We start from the raw sequence: 15,818 nt of genomic DNA on the forward strand, positions 1-15,818 counted from the left end.
CATGTCCGATCCCAGCTACCACTCGATCGACAACGATACCGCCATCGGCGGACAGGTCAGACGTTCTGGCACCGGCATGATGCGGCCGATCGCGGTCGTTGCGGCGATCGCGGGCGTGGGCGCGGTCCTGTATTTCCTCCTGGCGAGCGGAGAGAGGGAGCCGGCGATCGACACGTCGCCGCGCGAAGAGTTTCGCCCGGCGCAGGTGCCGCGCAATGAAGGCTTCAGGACACCAGCGCCTCCGCCGTTGCCAACGGTCGTAGTCCCAGAGGCTCCGCCGCCGCCACCTCCGCCACCGCCCGCACCTGTCGTTCCCGCCACTGCTCCTGTAGCACCCCCGGCGGAAGTCGATTGCACGCGAGGCAAGAACCCTGACAACCCGCGCTGTATCGAACTCGCGCGGGAGGCAAAGCTTCTGGAGCGCGTACGTTCGTCGGCCATGGTCTTCGACCAATCAAACAGGACGACCGGTGCGGCCCAAGCGTCCCCCGATAGCGCGAGTGCCGGACCGTTTGGGTCAGGGGTTGGATCGGGGGCGCAGCCGAGCGCGGCGACGGATGGCAATGCGGCCGATAGTGACCGCGCGTTCTTAAAGGCGATGAGCGGGCAAGGCGTCGAAGTCTCTGTCGCCTCCGAGAACCGCCGCACCGACGCCTGGATCCCCCAGGGCACGATGATCCGGGGAACGCTCGAGACAGCGATCAATTCCGATCTGGCCGGCATGGTCAAAGGGATTGTCCGCGAAGACGTCTATTCCTTTGACGGCCGTCGAATCCTTATCCCGGCCGGTTCCTCGCTGATCGGCGACTACAAGTCCGGGGTCGAACGGGGGCAGGAGCGTATCCTGATCGTCTGGACCCGCATGATCCGCGGGGACGGTGTCTCGGTGCAGCTTGGCTCCTACGGCACAGACCGGCTTGGCCGCTCGGGCATGACGGGTGTCGTCGACCGGAAATATTGGGAACGGTTCGGACCGCCGGCTCTGATGACGCTGATCGGCGGCGCCACGCAATATATCGCCCAGCTTGGTCAGAAGCCCGACCGGAATATCACCATCGTCAACGACAGTGGCAGCGTCACCAGCATCCCTCAGGACAATGGCGACACGTCACAGGATCGCGCCCGGCAAATCGCCGCCGAGACCATCGCTTCCGGCATTCAACAGCTTGGCACGGAAGCCTTCCAGGATAGCCGCAACATCCGGCCGACCATCCACATCCCGCAGGGTTCCGACATCAACGTCTTCGTCACACGCGACCTCGACTTCGCAGACCTTTATCCTGATCCGGTTCGCGAGCGGTTCGAGAGCTTGCGCAAGCAGAGGTACGGCGAATGAACGCACGCCCTGCAATCTCCGCGGAACGGCATTTTCTGGCCGAGGCGCTGGAACCCATCCGGGCCTTTCTCGACGATCCTGCCGTCGTCGAGATTTCCTGCCAGCGCAGCAACGAGATCTGGCTCGAGAAGATCGGCCAGCTCAGCATGGTCAGCCAACAGGTCGACGGCCTGGACCAGGACGCAATCCGCCACATGGCGTCTCGCGCGGCGTCTTTTACCAAGCAGACCGTCAACGCTGAGAACCCGCTGTTGTCGGCGACACTGACGGGCGGCGAGCGCGTGCAGTTCGTCCTCAGTCCGACGTCGGCGACGGGGCATGCCTTCTCGATCCGTAAGCAGTTCATTCGTCGCTTTGACCTGGACGACTACGAAAAGGCTGGCGCGTTTCGCTTCACTAAGGTCACTGGCGATGACTATATCGATGACGTGGATATCGAGCTTTCAACGCTGCTCCGCGCCGGCAAGATTCGCGCTTTCCTGGAACTCGCGGCCGTCAATCACCGCAGTATGCTGATTTCCGGTGGGACATCCACCGGCAAGACGACGTTTCTCAACACTATGCTGACTTCCATTCCAAACCAGGAACGCTTCATCCTGATGCAGGATACGGAGGAACTCGAACCGCGACAGGAAAATGTCGTGTCGCTGCTGGTCTCGAAGGGAGGCCAAGGGGAGGCCAGGGTCACCATGACTGATCTGCTGGCCACGGCGCTGCGGCTCAGGCCGGACAGGATCTTCATGGGCGAGCTGCGCGGCGACGAGGCTTTTGATTTCCTGAACGCGATCAACACCGGCCATCCCGGATCGATGTCGACCATCCATGCGAACTCGCCGCACCATGCGTTCAACCGCCTGTCGACGCTGGTGCTCAACAGCAATGTCCGCATGGAGCGCGACGATATCATTCGATATATCCGTTCGATCATCCCGATCGTGGTGCAGTTGAAGAAGAGCGATGCCGCCGGCGGCCGCGGCGTCAGCGAGATCTACTTTGCCGATGAGGTGGACAAAGATGGCAAGCGTATTCACGTCAGCGGAGACTGACCGCCCAAAATGGACCGTTCTGCAGCGTGCCTCGCTCTTCACCTTGCCGGTCGCCCTGTTTTGCGCCGTCATGCTATGGCTTCTTTTCTTTACGCTGATCTACGACGCCTATATCTTCTCCTTTGGATCGGCCTCCTACTTCGACTATGTCGGGCAGGTGCGCTTCGTCGATGCTCTCCGCTATACCTGGTCGATCATTCACACTCGCAACACGGTCGGATTGTCGCTGCTGGCTTTCACGCTTGCCGTGCCATTCCTGTTTCTCCTGCTGTGCCTCTGGATGCTGAAGGGAGGCAGGACTCTTTCGCGCAAGATCCTCTACCTTTTGCATGTCCGCTCGATGTTCAGCCTGATCGCGCATACGGCTCTGGTCTTCGCGGCTGCCTATGCCGGCGTGATCGTCTATGGCGTGGCATTTTATCTCGTGGCCACCAAAGCCGGCGAACACGCCGAGATCGCCGGCTACTATAGTAATCATCTGGCCGCGATGTATCAGGCGCCTTTCGGTGCGACCGACACGGCTGGGACCTATCAGAAGCCTTCCCGGCAGACGGTGCTCGCCGCACTTGCCGGTCTTGCCGCCGCCGGCGTGCTGGTTGGATTTCCGATCGCCGCCGCTATTGAGCGGCGTCAGCGGATGATCATGGGTCGGGCGCGCCTGGCGACCCTGAAGGATGCGGCCGATTTTCGTCTGCGCGACAAGCGCGGCATCGTCCTCGGTCTGAAGCAAGGGCTTCTGCTGCGCAACGACGGCGACCAGCACGTCATGGTCATCGGCTCGCCGGGGCAAGGCAAATCGCGAGGCTTCGTCATCCCGACGATGATGAGTTTTGAAGGGTCGCAGATGGTCCTCGATATGAGCGGCGAGCTGTTCGAGGAAACGTCGGGATACCTGAAGAACAAGGGCTACGAGGTATTTCTTCTGGCGCCAGGCTCGAAATTCACCGACGGCTATAACCCGCTCGATCTGATCAGCACCGAGCCGAACCAGCGGATCACCGACCTGCAGAAGCTGACGCAGATGCTGCTGCCGGAACGCCTGCGGTCCGACTCTTCCGACTTCTGGGAGGAGAGCGCCCGGATCCTACTGACGGCGATGCTGGGGTTTGTGCTCGAATGCCCGGACACGCGCAAGTCGCTCAGCGAACTGTACCGCATCCTCAATTCCATGTCCGACGAGCGCAAGGCGATCGTGCAATTGCTGGAAAATTACGAGGCGGTCCTTTCCGACCAGACCCGTATGCAATTGACCAAATTCGCCGGCCGCCACGAAAAGATCGGTGAAGGGATTGCCGCCGAGATCGTCGCCAAACTCAACTTCTTGCAGAACCCGCTGGTCGAAGCGCTTACCTCGATCACGTCAATCCCGATCGACACCATCAGAAAGCGCAAGATGGTGGTTTATATCCAGGCAGACTGGAACGCCATGCAGATCTACGAGCGGCTAATATCGATGTTCATCCAGCAGATGGCCGACAAGCTTGTGCAGATGGGTTCGTTGCGCAACGGCGAGCACGAGGTCCTGATGATGCTCGACGAGTTCGGCAATGGCGGCCGCATCGATACGGTGCTGACGCTCGCGCCGCTGATCCGCAAGAACGGCGTGCGCTTCGTGTTCATTCTCCAGGATGGTGCCCAGCTCGAGCGCCTGTACCAGCGTTCCGGCCAGAAGATCCTCATGGGCGCATCGACGATCAAGCTGTTCATGAACTTCCAGAGCCAGGAGGACGCGACTGCGGTCTCGATGGCTGCCGGCAAGACGACGGAATGGGTCGAGCAATCTTCCTATTCCCATCGCCACGGACGCCGCCAAAGATCGATATCGAAAGTGCCGGTCTCGGTCGACCTGCTTCCCGTCAACACGCTGATGATGATGAAGCCCGAGGAGGCAATCCTGCAGGTCACCGGCATGCCGCTGATGCGTATCATGAAGCTCGATTCTGGCGGCGAGCGGATGTTCGCCAAAGTTCGCAAATTCGGGCCAGTGTCCAGGCCACGCATGGAGCCGATCGAATCGACAATCGGCCATCGCGACCACGCAGCCGGCAACCGATTCGGGCAATCCAACGACAAACGCTTCATCGTCAAAGACGGTGTTCGCCATGTCTATATCTCCTCCCTCGATGAGCTTCGGGATCGGCTCGACCTGGATGAAACGCGCGAGGTTGGGGTTGCCGACGATGATGCATCCGCAGCCGAGCAGAAGCAGCGACGAAAAGAACCTGCATCGACACCTGTGGGAAGGCGCCCACAGGACCGCGCGCCGAACCGACATGGTCCCGACCGTGACCCCGGCGTTGGTCTGAAAATCGACGAGCGGAGACTTGCGGATAATGTCTATTTGGGATCTCCGGCTCGCAACGGCCGTCGACGCCAAGCTGCCGACCATTTTACGGATCATGCCGCCTCGCACCCTGCGAAGCCAGGTGTTCTCAAGCGGCAGGAGGTCAGGGAATCGTTCGGAAGCGACTTGCGGGCCTTGAACGATGCGATCTTCGAACAGGCCGACGAGCTCGCACTCGAACCAACCGACCTCAATTCGGATGTCGACCTGCTGATCGGGACCTTATCGAACCGCCTGACGGAGACGAGTTCACTGGATTGCCTGCATCAGTTCGCGAGGGTGGCGCGCGATCCGTTGGGCGAGGACGTCGAGCAACTCGATGAGCCGGGCGAATAGGCGCGTTTCCCTCACCAGCAATTCAAATCGGCGAGGCAAGAAGCGCCGCGCTTTTTTGAGGAGAGCAATATCATGGGCGAGATCAAACACTTTTCGAAAGTGGATTTTTCAGATCCTCGGAGTATCCAGCAGATCGTCTCCGCGGCAAAGGCTGACGCGGGTTTCTGGTTGATGGTGAAAGAGCGCGAGATGGAGAGGCGGACGCTTGCCGTTAACGCGCTCACCACTGTTAGAAGCGAGGGGGGTAGTCCCGCTGCGGAAAGACTAACGCCGTCGATTGCCGACCTCGCCGCCGAACTGGTCTCGCGCATGTTTGGAACATGTTCAACCGGGACCCTCGCGAACATTCAAGAGGCCTTGCTCCAAGCAGCGGGTGCCGAACTGCGGGATGCTAAATTACAGAACGCGGGAAATAGCTCCAGTTCCGACGTCGATGACGGATAGCTACGGCGTATGTCCATCGGCAGATAGGCTGGAAAGATTTCCGGTGTGTCGCACCTGATCGATGACCCACGACTGCAGACGCCGGGCAGTCTCCGCCGCGTTCGCCGCAGCTAGGTTGTTCGGAAAAATTCCAAAAAGCGGTCCGAGATACTTAGCTCGCGGCAACATTACCTCCTTCGCCTGGCGATACTCGTCACTGTCCATTCCAAAGGCTTCGATGATAAGGTTTAGGGAATGGGTTGCTCCATAGCTGACGTTCAAGATGAAGTCTGGCCGGCATGGACCGATGGGTGTGTCAGAGGCGAAGAGTGGTTTGGTGATCTCGATACGAAGTTCTGGTGCGGCCTCAAATAGTGACTGTTGCAGCCAGAACAGGAGATGGGTTACGTCCCGCTCAAATCCCGATTCCACCGGAAAGAGGGTGTCGCCATTGTAGACGGGCTGTGCATAGGCTTGGACCGCTCGGGCCAGCCCATCGTCATCGTCTCCAAAATCCACATTCAACAGTGTCAGGAAGGGTCCGCGGCTGGTAGGATCGCCACGAAGCGGCTGGCGGACTTTTGCCAGGATATCGATCTTGCGCGCCGAGGATGCCGGCATGATTGTCTGTGTCGAAACGCTTGTCGCAAACAGCGCCATGAAGCCGGTTCGACGTACAGTCTCGGGCCAGTCTGGGCGCGAGGTCGCGAGCAACCGCTGCCAACGGCTGTCTGGATCACGGTAGTCGGCCGCCCATGTCGACATCAACGCGTTAAGCGTCCAGGTGCGCAGTACCCGAAACTCACGCGCCGCGGAGCGTAGCCTTGCAAGCTGATCTCCGAGGCTGAAATCCCGCTCATCCTGCAAGGGCGGAATGACATTGGTGCCGGCTTTATCGAGCACCCTCCAGAGGATTGATCCAAGCCGGGAGGGCCGATCGTTTCGCTCGACCGATCGGATCCGGTCTGAGGCGGAGACGTCGGCAAGTCGGTCGGGAATGGCTGGGAGCGCATCGATGTAGCTTCGTTCCGACTTGGGCAACGGGCGAAGATGATAGCCGCGATCGAAGAGAGAGGGCGCGACATCCTTGTCGACATGAAACGGGCAGGCATGTGCATGGTTTGGGCGCTCTTCATGCCGGCCGGGATCTTCGTCTTTCGGCAGCAGACGCCGTAGTGTGTATGTGTGCTCCTGTTGAATCGGGGCAAGAAGGGGCTGGTATCGGCCGGGCAGGCAGTCGCATTCGATCCAACCGTCCATCAACCGAGAGCGCTTGATGACGGATAGGGCGATGGCCTCGACTTCAATGGAAGCAGCGTTGCCATACCAGGCGCGCAACGCAACTGCCTCTCGTTCTTCGAGTGTGGCGAGACCGTGGGGAGGGCTATTGCGAACAACGATCCGCATGCCGACGTCCTAGTACCCTGATATCCAGACTTGGTAGCCTGTGTATCCGGAAGCCGCTGCGGCGCTTAAAGCTGCCAATGTCTCTGCCCACGCATGGACGCGGCTGTGTTTTACGAGCCGCGCGTCCTCGAGAACGGCCGACAAAAAAACGTACACTGGGATCACCATAACGTAACCAACTGTCAGGCTGTCGCCGATCGACAGGCGGGCCGTGATGAAAATCAGTCCGAGGATCAGAAGCGCGACGGCGAGACGCGTCAGGTCAAATCGATAGCTTGATGTTGTGAGCGATGCCATGCAATCCTCCGAGGAAATGTCACCACCAAACTTTAACTGCAGTATAATAGACCGGCAATGGAATTGTTGTTTAGAAGCGCAGGCCATGTCGTGCGACAATCGTCGGGACTGATGACCGGTGGACAGAATTGAGGCCGCCTGCAATCCAGGACCGCTTGCTGCATTGTTGACTGACGGTGTAGAGAGGTAACGGGCTTGTGAACGTCCCAGTGACAACGATGGGCAACAAAGAGTTATAGGCATGGTTACATTGATCATCTGTCGCCGTCGGATCCGCAATGATTGATTTATTTTCAAACATGTTGATAAACAGGCGCCGCAGCGACGACGCTGTTCCAAGGGATGACCCGTCCTGTCCCGGCATTTCGCTTTCAAACGAACGCGGGATATTCGTACAATGCCACGTGTGAAGGTCGATGCCGACGTAGAACTGGACAAGTCGATCCTCACATCGCTGTCGTTTCAGGAAAGACTGGCCGTCGGTATTGGCCGCCTGAAAGCTAGGCGTCGCGTTACCAACAAGGATTTGGCCGAGCAGCTCGGTGTATCGGAAGCCTACATGTCGCAAGTCACGCGCTGCATGCGTGACGTGAAACTTTCGACCCTCGACAAGATGCAGCGCGAGTGGAAAGTCGTTATCGAAGATCTGCTAAAAGTCACCGAAGACGATCTTCCTCGCGTCGCAGCGTTGAGATCGCGGCGGGGAAAGAAAAAGAGGACAGCGGAGCCCGCCGCCTGAGCTCGGCACTCAGGGCAGATTGAAAACGCGCGGCTAATGATTCAGGTTGAACCAGAACCGCTCCTTGACGCCCGTGTCGTCGGGTATGTCGAAGAAATAGGGGTCGGCGCGTCGCGGGCGCGGAGTGGCAATCTGCTGGACGCAGTCGGTGTCGTAGTTCCCGAAGCTGCGACGGATGGTTTGACCGGGCAGCCTCGTCGCATCTGAACGCGGGTTGGGCGAGCGGCAGACATCGACTGTCTTGATGCACTGGTCCGGCTCACCTCGCCATCCATTGTCGCCCTGCGAGCGGTAGCCGACTGTCATGCCGGCCGGGCACTCCTCGAAATCCTCGCGGCCTGGCTTGCCCGAATTGGCTTCGTGGCAGATAGGCCAATCAAATCCGGGTTTCTTCATGGCATCAATCAGCCTCTTCATGGGCGGAACGCAATAGGGAACGCCATGCCATGATGGATTCTGCGATGCCGCGCATAGGAGCACCTGACAACCCCATGACGCGTCGTCGGCCTTCGCATCAGGGCTCGATACGGTGAAGCTCCCAGCCGCCAACGCCGCGACCACGATTGAAAATCGTCTCATTACTTCGCCTCCATCTATTTCTTGAATTAACGTCCAGGTGCCACCGGTCCTTGAAGGAAAGGGCCGGCCGTCCTGACGAGGAAGGCCAATTCGGCAATGGCGACGACATTGTCCGACTTGCTCATCGGCAGTCTCAATATCCTTCAATTCCCAGGCGCTTCAGAATGATTGCGGGATCGGTTTGGCAGTCTTTTTTCCATTCCGGATGACGCGCGCAGGCGTAGGCATACTGGCTAAGGTCTGCCGACGACAGGTCGGCTAGCCGGTTGCCAACAGCCTTCCATTGCTGCACGTCCGCCGGATCACATCCGGCGCCGGCGACACCGCAGTGATCGGTGTCTCGCTGTTCGATCCGGTTGGGCGAACCAGCATTTTGCGCGCTGGCTGCAACCGGAACAGAGGCAAGCAAGGCCATTGCTACGGCAAGGGTTTCGAGAACACGTTTCATTCAGCCTCCAGGCAGATTCTTCAACTCAGCGCGTTGTTTGATTGACGGGGAGCGGCAACGGCAGTCCCGGTTCGGATTCCGGCACCCTGCGGTCGGACGTGTCTGCCTTCGCCACCGAAGCATCGTATAGCCAGGGCGGAAGCAGGTCGGGTGAGGACCAGACTCCGTACCCCAGACCCCTGGCTTTTCTTTCGATGTCGAAATAGGCAGGCACCTGAGGCTCACCCGGGTAGTTGAACGCATAGCCGATGCCTTCGGCAATTGCTGTCGCTGCCAGATTGGTCTCTCCGACGAAGCAGTGGGCGACCAACACCTGCTTGGCGTCGCGTCCGATCGGCCCGCAGTTGACGTTTTGGCCAAGCGTCCGAAGGATCATCCATGCACGTGACACCTGACCGGCCGGCCATCCCCCCCCAGCGCTCGTCGCGGTCTGCTCCAGGCGGGGCGCCTCGTAGCCGGCCAGACGGACGACCTGTCGGCTCTTGACGAATTCGAAAGTCGTTGCATCAACGACCTGAACCATGCCGTAGATCTGGCGCGGCACATCGGCTGGTCGACTTTGTGCGAGCGACGCCGCTGGTATCGCCATGAACAGCATCATCGAAACGGTCACGGCTTTCATCGTTGGGTCCTCGCCTGCTGCGTGAGGAACGAAACCGGATGCGGCATGTCAGGATACGCCCAAAGCCCGACGCGTGCGGATCGCGCCGCCTCCTCAGCCGTCCTATATCCAGGAACGATCAAACGGCCCGCCCCGTCGACTGCGGCAAATCCCCATCCCTGAGCGATCATATAGGTTGCCAGATCGTAGCGGTGTTGGCCGGTGGTTGTCTGGCACGCCACGACGGCATTGTTCTGGTCGAGATCTTTGATGGTGGCGCAGACAGGTCGGGTGTCCCGGATCAATGCTTGCACCATGATGAGGTCTAGCTCGCCGCAGTCGCGCACGACGCCGGCAGATACTGTGATATTTGTCCCTCGGAGGCACGATTGCAGGCCGTAAAGGCGATACCGCCGGCCGCCGGAAATCCAGGTGTCACCGGTTTCGAATTGCGCCTCTGAAGGAAAGGGACGGAATTTGGACTGATCGTCGTCGCGCCTGCCAGTGGCGGGCAAGTCTTGTTCAGCGGCCTGAACTCGGACGACCGGAGCGGAGGGTGTCCGCGTGATGTCGCCTTGTGCAGGCATCGGCATGACGGTCATCGCTGCATAAAAGCCGGACACTGTGATCGTGGAAATCAGCATGAGTGATCTCACCCGCATCAGTTCGTTGATAGATTGGCACGAAAGCGAGCACCGTAGGGATGGACGAAATAGGCGTTCGCCCAAATCCCCGCCTTGTCCCGGCGAGCCTGCTCCTCGGCTTTTGCATATTCCGGAAAAACAGGACGCCCGGCACCATCACGGGCAGCAAACGCCAGTCCTCTGCTGATTAGCGTTTCCGAAAGCGATCGGACCGCGCCATCTTCGACAAAGAAGCACTCGGCATAGTGGACCGTGGGCGTTCCGGGCGCATTTCCGAAGACATGACAGGGAAATGCGTTGCCCGCACCTACCTCTGCCTCATTGAGGGTCGCTGTCATTCCGGCAAGCGAGACCATCGCGCATGTCGTCCGCAACCCAGTGAACTCTACTGCTTCTATCGAAAGACAGCCCTGAGCGCCGGCCAGTTTGACAATCGTCCCATCGAGCGCGACGAACCCAGTGCCGGTAAGGGCACTTTGAGGTCTGATGGTCTGCAGGTCGAGCCGCGTTGCAATCGAGAATGTGTCGAGCGGCAAGATTGGCCCTGGTATCAGATCGCGCCCCTGCGCGTAGGCACGTTGATAGTGCTGGACGAAATCCGCAGCGGTATCGGGATCGGTGTCGGCCGCAGCAGCCGGGCGCAGCGCGATGAGGATGTTGACGAGGGTGTAGGAGAGGAGGCGATCGAGCCGCCATGCGCCATTCTTCATGTCCGCATCCGTCTGGTTTCGACTTTTCGACCATGCACGAAATTATACTGCAGTGCAAGTCTGGAAAAAGCATGCGGATTGGAGTATGTCTTTATCAGGCACTGAAAATCGCACGTGGAGAAGAGCGGATGTCAGCGTTCAGGCAGTCACTTAAGGTCGTTGTCTTCCCGTTTCGGGCGGCGTGGTTCGTCGTGTTGAGCGCCAATTTTATCATAGTGTCGGCTGTGGGCCTGTTTTTTGCGTCGTTCGTCGCATACGGCGTCGCGCTGGTGTTTTCATATGCGTTTCTCCCCACAGAATGGGCGCAAGCGCTGTGGCAATGGGCAGCTGATCTCTACGCTCATTCGTCCTGGTTCAAAGCGGCCACGATCACATTCTTCGCGCTGGTGTTTTTACAATTCCTTCGCTTTTGGCCGGGGAGGGATCCGGTCGCATATGCAACTCGTGAACGCGAAATGACACGGCTGAACGAGGATTTGATCGCCGCTCGGCGGCAGGAAGAGCTACGAGCCAAACTTCGGGCATGACGAGGGCAGGGCAGGTTCGTCCAGAGCGTGGCGGAGATGTCCGCAATCTTTGGCCACCATCGAACTCCCTTCCTCCCAACAGTAATAGTCGATGCAAGATGGTGAAGAAGCAAATGGCAGTTAAACCCCTTTCCCTCGCGATCTCGACGTTCAAGGGCGGTGCCGGCAAATCAACCTTGAACGTCAATCTCGCAGCCGAGTTCGCGCAGCAGGGACATCGAACGCTTCTGATTGACTGCGACGAGCAGGAGTCATCGACGCGCTGGTACAATGTCTCGATGAAGCGCGGGCTGCTCCCGACAGACGGCACGTTGCTGCATCTGCGCGTCGCACCTGGCGACAGGTTTCGCGACCGCCTGGCCGACGCACCTGAAGCGGATATCCGTATCTATGACGTCGGCGGCTACGTGCATCAACGGGCTATCGAGGTTTATCACGAGTGCGATGCGGTCCTCATTCCGATCATCCCGGAGCCGACCGCTGCCACGTCAGCAATCAAGGTGGCGACGATCCTGAAGGAAATATCCAAAAAGCGCGCTGCAGGGCCGATCCCCTATGCGGCCATCTGGAATCACATCGACATGATCGCGCTCAAGCACAACAGGTCACTTCCCGAGGTTCATGCGATCCTGACCAGCGGCCGGATTCCGATGGTGGAGACGGTAATCCGGAAGAGCAATCATTTCAGCGATGTCGGAGCTGGTTTCGGCTCGCTCTATTCCAAACTGGCAAGTATCGAGAACAATTCCTCGCTGACCCGATCGGCAAAGCGGCGGGCATCCGAGAGCGTGCTCGATGCGATTGATCTCGTGAAGAAGATCAACAACGAATTCATCGGCCTGCTGCAGGCGGAAGCTGCCTAACGTATGTCGAGGGAACGGACGCCCGCCGGCAATATTCTTGCCCTTGCACGGTCCAGGGAGGACCAGGCGAAGGAGGTGGAAGAGAGTGCCACGTCTTACATGCCGACGAATATCGACCTTGAGACGCTGATGCCAGATGAGGCTCTGGAAGCAGAGGCCGAGGGCCGCGAGCCTCAGGCGCGGCGGCAACCAGCCAAGACCCGAAATCCCGGTCCACTGCCACCGCAAGCGATCGCCACGGACGCTGAAACAAAGCGCAAGCGTATCTCTCTCTATCTCGACGACGACGTACTCACAAAGATATTCCGCGTGTCGCTGGAGCGGCATGAACAGCTCTCTTCTGCGACGCACCGGCTGATTTTAGAGGCGCTGAAGGCGAGGGGGCTGTAACCAGATGCGTGAGCCCGCCGTGATGTTCCGCCTCCCCGTTCACATTCTGAGCAATCTCGAGGCCGTGTCTCGCAGGCTCGATGTCTCTGTGAACATCGTCGCCAAGCTCATCGTCACCAGAGAGGTGATGCACATCCCTGCGATGCTCGAAGAACATGATCGTCAGTTGGCAAACATGCACCAGTTCCTGCGAGAACTTGCTTTTCGAAACGAGGAGTTCCTTTCCGAAGGAGACGTTCGTGCTGCAAGCGCAAAAGCGATAGCGCAGCAGCTCGAGAACGTCATGGGTGCGCTCGATGCTATCAGAGACGCAGCCTACGTCCGGCCCTCTACCTTTATCGCCGATTTGATCAGGAACCATGATGACCGACATGTCCAAAAGTCGCTTCGCATCTAGGTCCCAGGGCCGCCGACTGCCGAGCTACTTCGAGCTTATCGAAGACGAGCTCCGTCGCCGAGGCGGCGGTGGAGGCGGCGCCGCAAAGCGACCATCGTCGGCCAAGGCGGTTCCGCGCGCCGGCAAACATCCCGGCGCTGCCACGGCTTTCAGTCGTGCTTCCGGCAACAATGCGGTTGTCGTCAAAGTCCTGTCTTATGGAGCGGGCGCGGCTTCAGCGCGCAACGTGCTCGCCTATCAGAGCAAGGAAGAGAAAGCGCGCGACCAGGATGGCCGCGAGGTTACCGATCTGCGAGGCGCTGTGCGCTCCTGGGAGCGGGAGTTCGGCAACCGGAAAGGCAGTCAGGATATTCTCCGCCTGACCTACGAACTGGAGAATGCGAACCGCGACGATATCGCTCGAGGTCTTGCTTCGCTCGCGGAAGATGGTTTCCGTCAGTCCGGCGACGCAGATCGGACCTACGCGTTCAGCGTCAGCGAAGGCGTGAAGGGAGGAACCCGTCTGCATTTTGCTTTGGTCATCGCTCACGAGAAGAAAGACAGGTCGGATCGAAGCAGCGCGAACCGGGTTCCTGCGGAAATGGAGGATGTGCGTGCGATCGACGATCGATTGGACAGGGCTCTGCGGGACGCTGGAACTACTCCGGTTTCGCGCTATCCGGCGGAGTTTTCCTCTGGACCCAAAGGCCTGACGGCAACCCTGCATGCCATGCAGAGGGCAGGGGCGGAGGTCACGCTTTCTACAAAGGTACGCATTGAGGAGCGGCCTGGCAGGAGCGGCCGTTATGAACTCGGCGAGGTGCGGCGCGAAGTCACGACCAGGGACCACAAGGTATTGACCGCGGAAGGCAGGACGGTTGGGGTTCTCATGCAAACCCGCCAACCGCGGGATTTCATGCACCTTTTGCTCTCAGGACCAGCCAATGTGGACCGCGACCAATTTGTCCTCGCGGGCCGAGATTTCCTGCGGGAGCAGTTCGCAGGGCATCGTTATGCCTATGCCGTCCACAATCGTCACGATCTTGAAAAGCACCCGCACCTGCATGTGATCGTCGGACTACGCAATTCGAACGGGAAGATCCTCAACCCCAACATCCGCGACTTCACCGAATGGCGAGTCCGCTTTGCCGAAAAGGCTCGAGAGCGCGGTATCCCGATCGATCGCCAGAAGCGCATCGAGCGCGCCGGTCCACCGCCGGTGAAAAGATGGGAATGGGAGATGTTCCGGCGGATGGGCGCAACGGCTCCGGGCAACGTCGTTGATAAGGTCATGGCGAGGGTGCGTGACACTCCGACCGCACCAAAGCGCCAGGATGCTCGGATCCGGGTCGAACAGAGTCAGCGGTCCGTCGGACGTGTCATCGAGATGTTGGAGAAAATCGCAAAAGATCGATCGGCCCCCAGCACCGCACGCGATCTTAGTCACGATCTGTCCGTGGGGCTTCGTCGCGAATACCAACGGCTTGAAACTGCGGTTCGCGAGGGTCGCGATCCCATACGAGAGAAAGGCGAAGAGCATATGCTACGATCCACCCCCATTAGTGCCGCACAGGCGAGGGCGGCGAAAGAAACACTAGCGAACACCGCTTTGAGCGTTGCTGCCAAGATCACCAATCCGTCCGATCGGTTGATCTTCGAGCAAGCGACAAAGATCATCGGCAAGGTGGTTGGGCTGCAGCTCGATTCCCGGGTCGCGAAAAATCGGGATCGGGCAGAGGTTGGCAAGAATAAGCGCACTTCGGATAGCCTGGAGACGAAGTCGGCGACCGGGCGCGACCATGTTGCGGAGCAGGGCGTCGTCAACAAGAGTTCGAGCAACCGTGCTGTTGATCAGTCGCGCGTAGCCCGCTCGAATGCCGAGCATGATAGCCCTGACAAAGATCGTTCGGATCAGCAGAGAGCCCAGCAGCGCGATCGCGAGATATCGAAATCGATCAAGCTGCGCCCCCCGCAGAACAAGGATCGGGACCGCGGACGGTAGCCCGGACCGTCGAGCTACATCAAACGAAGCAGCCCCCGCTGCACGTGACGCACTGCCGAGGTCGGCGTTACTCTAGATCCAAAGCATGCTTGATCTTCGTCTTCAGCCAACCCACAGTCGCCCGCCGACTGGTGTCGGAGGGGGCGACCGCGTTTAATCCTGGATAGAAGATCTCCATGAGACCGGACTTATTTGGTTTGACGAGGGGCGCTTCCGCTTTCCGTACCACAACCGTCTTGTTGAGATCGGCTTCACGCCACCGCGTCAGGCTTAGTATCAGATCGAGTTCAGATTTGCTGTGCGGATGCTGTCGCTGTCTTAGGTCCAATGCGCAGGCTGCGTCTATCCAGAAGTCGGGTAGGGCGCCCGATGCCTTTAGGAGATCGTCGAGCAGCCGTGTCAGCGTCGCGCTTGCGATACCGACACGTTGGTCGAATGGCGGAGTTGAATGGTGAGAAATAAATCCAAAACAAACATCAAGTTCACGCATGTCGTGAAGCATGGCCACGAAATCAGCGTCGATATCACTGAGCGTATGGTCTTCAATCTGCGGCTTGTGTCTCAGGAGGATGTCGTCACGCTCGAAAATGACCAAGCCAGTTGAACCCACTTGCCTGTGGATGCAATGCACGTCGAATACGTCAGAATCCATAGCTGCAATCAAAGCTGAAATAGCTTTCTCCTGGGCGAAGTCGGTTGCGAACTGCGTCCGCCCCAAACAGGCACTAATGCTCTGCTTTCAATGGAACG

18 protein-coding genes are annotated in these 15,818 nt (G+C 59.1%); 10 read left to right on the forward strand and 8 right to left on the reverse strand.

From position 1 onward, the window contains the following. Position 1 precedes the first annotated feature (1 nt). The 4 genes from virB10 (at position 2) to AF337_RS00355 (ending at position 5,506) form a co-directional block, all read left to right on the forward strand. The gene (virB10, locus tag AF337_RS00340; protein WP_049730565.1) at positions 2-1,336 is read left to right on the forward strand and encodes a type IV secretion system protein VirB10; all 1,335 of its coding nucleotides are present in this window, start codon (positions 2-4) and stop codon (positions 1,334-1,336) included. Beyond that, positions 1,333-2,382 carry a P-type DNA transfer ATPase VirB11 gene (gene virB11, locus AF337_RS00345; protein ID WP_049730566.1) on the forward strand — a complete coding sequence of 350 codons (1,050 nt, stop codon included), beginning with the start codon at positions 1,333-1,335 and terminating at the stop codon, positions 2,380-2,382. Before virB10 ends, virB11 begins: the two co-directional genes overlap by 4 nt. Then, positions 2,351-5,062, forward strand: coding sequence for a type IV secretory system conjugative DNA transfer family protein (locus tag AF337_RS00350; protein ID WP_049730567.1), 2,712 nt, complete (start codon positions 2,351-2,353; stop codon positions 5,060-5,062). Before virB11 ends, AF337_RS00350 begins: the two co-directional genes overlap by 32 nt. Before the next feature lie 72 nt (positions 5,063-5,134). Beyond that, positions 5,135-5,506 (forward strand): hypothetical protein, encoded by a 372-nt coding sequence (locus tag AF337_RS00355; RefSeq protein ID WP_049730568.1) that lies wholly within the window; start codon positions 5,135-5,137, stop codon positions 5,504-5,506. Here AF337_RS00355 and AF337_RS00360 read toward each other — a convergent pair whose 3' ends face one another. After that, complete coding sequence (locus AF337_RS00360; protein ID WP_049730569.1) at positions 5,507-6,892, reverse strand: hypothetical protein; 1,386 nt, start codon at positions 6,890-6,892, stop codon at positions 5,507-5,509. A 9-nt stretch (positions 6,893-6,901) separates the two neighbouring features. Then, positions 6,902-7,189 (reverse strand): hypothetical protein, encoded by a 288-nt coding sequence (locus tag AF337_RS00365; RefSeq protein ID WP_049730570.1) that lies wholly within the window; start codon positions 7,187-7,189, stop codon positions 6,902-6,904. A gap of 397 nt (positions 7,190-7,586) precedes the next feature. On the opposite strand from AF337_RS00365, the gene AF337_RS00370 reads away from it, so the two are divergent. After that, complete coding sequence (locus AF337_RS00370; protein WP_049730571.1) at positions 7,587-7,928, forward strand: helix-turn-helix domain-containing protein; 342 nt, start codon at positions 7,587-7,589, stop codon at positions 7,926-7,928. A gap of 33 nt (positions 7,929-7,961) precedes the next feature. Here AF337_RS00370 and AF337_RS00375 read toward each other — a convergent pair whose 3' ends face one another. The 5 genes from AF337_RS00375 to AF337_RS00395 all read right to left on the reverse strand — a co-directional run bounded on the left by AF337_RS00375 (position 7,962) and on the right by AF337_RS00395 (position 10,910). After that, complete coding sequence (locus AF337_RS00375) at positions 7,962-8,507, reverse strand: hypothetical protein (RefSeq protein WP_049730572.1); 546 nt, start codon at positions 8,505-8,507, stop codon at positions 7,962-7,964. A 133-nt stretch (positions 8,508-8,640) separates the two neighbouring features. Next, complete coding sequence (locus tag AF337_RS00380; RefSeq protein ID WP_049730573.1) at positions 8,641-8,955, reverse strand: hypothetical protein; 315 nt, start codon at positions 8,953-8,955, stop codon at positions 8,641-8,643. Between the two features lie 25 nt (positions 8,956-8,980). Then, on the reverse strand, positions 8,981-9,577 hold the full coding sequence (locus AF337_RS00385; protein ID WP_049730574.1) for a thermonuclease family protein: 597 nt from the start codon (positions 9,575-9,577) through the stop codon (positions 8,981-8,983). Next, positions 9,574-10,200 carry a thermonuclease family protein gene (locus AF337_RS00390; RefSeq protein WP_049730575.1) on the reverse strand — a complete coding sequence of 209 codons (627 nt, stop codon included), beginning with the start codon at positions 10,198-10,200 and terminating at the stop codon, positions 9,574-9,576. The genes AF337_RS00385 and AF337_RS00390 overlap by 4 nt, the downstream gene beginning before the upstream one ends. A gap of 17 nt (positions 10,201-10,217) precedes the next feature. Further along, entirely contained in the window at positions 10,218-10,910 is a 693-nt protein-coding gene (locus tag AF337_RS00395) for a thermonuclease family protein (RefSeq protein ID WP_049730576.1), read from the reverse strand. Between the two features lie 128 nt (positions 10,911-11,038). On the opposite strand from AF337_RS00395, the gene AF337_RS00400 reads away from it, so the two are divergent. The 5 genes from AF337_RS00400 (at position 11,039) to AF337_RS00420 (ending at position 15,068) form a co-directional block, all read left to right on the forward strand. After that, positions 11,039-11,437 carry a hypothetical protein gene (locus AF337_RS00400; RefSeq protein WP_049730577.1) on the forward strand — a complete coding sequence of 133 codons (399 nt, stop codon included), beginning with the start codon at positions 11,039-11,041 and terminating at the stop codon, positions 11,435-11,437. Positions 11,438-11,550: 113 nt separating this feature from the next. Beyond that, positions 11,551-12,300 carry a ParA family protein gene (locus AF337_RS00405; RefSeq protein ID WP_244471147.1) on the forward strand — a complete coding sequence of 250 codons (750 nt, stop codon included), beginning with the start codon at positions 11,551-11,553 and terminating at the stop codon, positions 12,298-12,300. A gap of 99 nt (positions 12,301-12,399) precedes the next feature. Continuing rightward, on the forward strand, positions 12,400-12,690 hold the full coding sequence (locus AF337_RS00410) for a hypothetical protein (RefSeq protein ID WP_244471148.1): 291 nt from the start codon (positions 12,400-12,402) through the stop codon (positions 12,688-12,690). 4 nt (positions 12,691-12,694) lie between these two features. Beyond that, positions 12,695-13,087 carry a hypothetical protein gene (locus tag AF337_RS00415; protein ID WP_049730580.1) on the forward strand — a complete coding sequence of 131 codons (393 nt, stop codon included), beginning with the start codon at positions 12,695-12,697 and terminating at the stop codon, positions 13,085-13,087. Further along, complete coding sequence (locus AF337_RS00420) at positions 13,050-15,068, forward strand: relaxase/mobilization nuclease domain-containing protein (protein WP_244471149.1); 2,019 nt, start codon at positions 13,050-13,052, stop codon at positions 15,066-15,068. Before AF337_RS00415 ends, AF337_RS00420 begins: the two co-directional genes overlap by 38 nt. Before the next feature lie 67 nt (positions 15,069-15,135). Here AF337_RS00420 and AF337_RS00425 read toward each other — a convergent pair whose 3' ends face one another. Next, positions 15,136-15,720, reverse strand: coding sequence for a hypothetical protein (locus AF337_RS00425; RefSeq protein ID WP_049730601.1), 585 nt, complete (start codon positions 15,718-15,720; stop codon positions 15,136-15,138). Positions 15,721-15,818: the final 98 nt, after the last annotated feature.

The sequence above is a fragment of the Rhizobium ecuadorense genome (genome assembly GCF_001187535.1).
GTDB classification, from domain to species: domain Bacteria; phylum Pseudomonadota; class Alphaproteobacteria; order Rhizobiales; family Rhizobiaceae; genus Rhizobium; species Rhizobium ecuadorense.

Bases quoted from the DNA above. Each gene is read 5' to 3' on its own strand.
- virB10 (WP_049730565.1), top strand. From the start codon at position 2: ATGTCCGATCCCAGCTACCACTCGATCGACAACGATACCGCCATCGGC.
- virB11 (WP_049730566.1), top strand. From the start codon at position 1,333: ATGAACGCACGCCCTGCAATCTCCGCGGAACGGCATTTTCTGGCCGAG.
- AF337_RS00350 (WP_049730567.1), top strand. From the start codon at position 2,351: ATGGCAAGCGTATTCACGTCAGCGGAGACTGACCGCCCAAAATGGACC.
- AF337_RS00355 (WP_049730568.1), top strand. From the start codon at position 5,135: ATGGGCGAGATCAAACACTTTTCGAAAGTGGATTTTTCAGATCCTCGG.
- AF337_RS00360 (WP_049730569.1), bottom strand. From the start codon at position 6,892: ATGCGGATCGTTGTTCGCAATAGCCCTCCCCACGGTCTCGCCACACTC.
- AF337_RS00365 (WP_049730570.1), bottom strand. From the start codon at position 7,189: ATGGCATCGCTCACAACATCAAGCTATCGATTTGACCTGACGCGTCTC.
- AF337_RS00370 (WP_049730571.1), top strand. From the start codon at position 7,587: ATGCCACGTGTGAAGGTCGATGCCGACGTAGAACTGGACAAGTCGATC.
- AF337_RS00375 (WP_049730572.1), bottom strand. From the start codon at position 8,507: ATGAGACGATTTTCAATCGTGGTCGCGGCGTTGGCGGCTGGGAGCTTC.
- AF337_RS00380 (WP_049730573.1), bottom strand. From the start codon at position 8,955: ATGAAACGTGTTCTCGAAACCCTTGCCGTAGCAATGGCCTTGCTTGCC.
- AF337_RS00385 (WP_049730574.1), bottom strand. From the start codon at position 9,577: ATGAAAGCCGTGACCGTTTCGATGATGCTGTTCATGGCGATACCAGCG.
- AF337_RS00390 (WP_049730575.1), bottom strand. From the start codon at position 10,200: ATGCTGATTTCCACGATCACAGTGTCCGGCTTTTATGCAGCGATGACC.
- AF337_RS00395 (WP_049730576.1), bottom strand. From the start codon at position 10,910: ATGAAGAATGGCGCATGGCGGCTCGATCGCCTCCTCTCCTACACCCTC.
- AF337_RS00400 (WP_049730577.1), top strand. From the start codon at position 11,039: ATGTCAGCGTTCAGGCAGTCACTTAAGGTCGTTGTCTTCCCGTTTCGG.
- AF337_RS00405 (WP_244471147.1), top strand. From the start codon at position 11,551: ATGGCAGTTAAACCCCTTTCCCTCGCGATCTCGACGTTCAAGGGCGGT.
- AF337_RS00410 (WP_244471148.1), top strand. From the start codon at position 12,400: ATGCCGACGAATATCGACCTTGAGACGCTGATGCCAGATGAGGCTCTG.
- AF337_RS00415 (WP_049730580.1), top strand. From the start codon at position 12,695: ATGCGTGAGCCCGCCGTGATGTTCCGCCTCCCCGTTCACATTCTGAGC.
- AF337_RS00420 (WP_244471149.1), top strand. From the start codon at position 13,050: ATGATGACCGACATGTCCAAAAGTCGCTTCGCATCTAGGTCCCAGGGC.
- AF337_RS00425 (WP_049730601.1), bottom strand. From the start codon at position 15,720: ATGGATTCTGACGTATTCGACGTGCATTGCATCCACAGGCAAGTGGGT.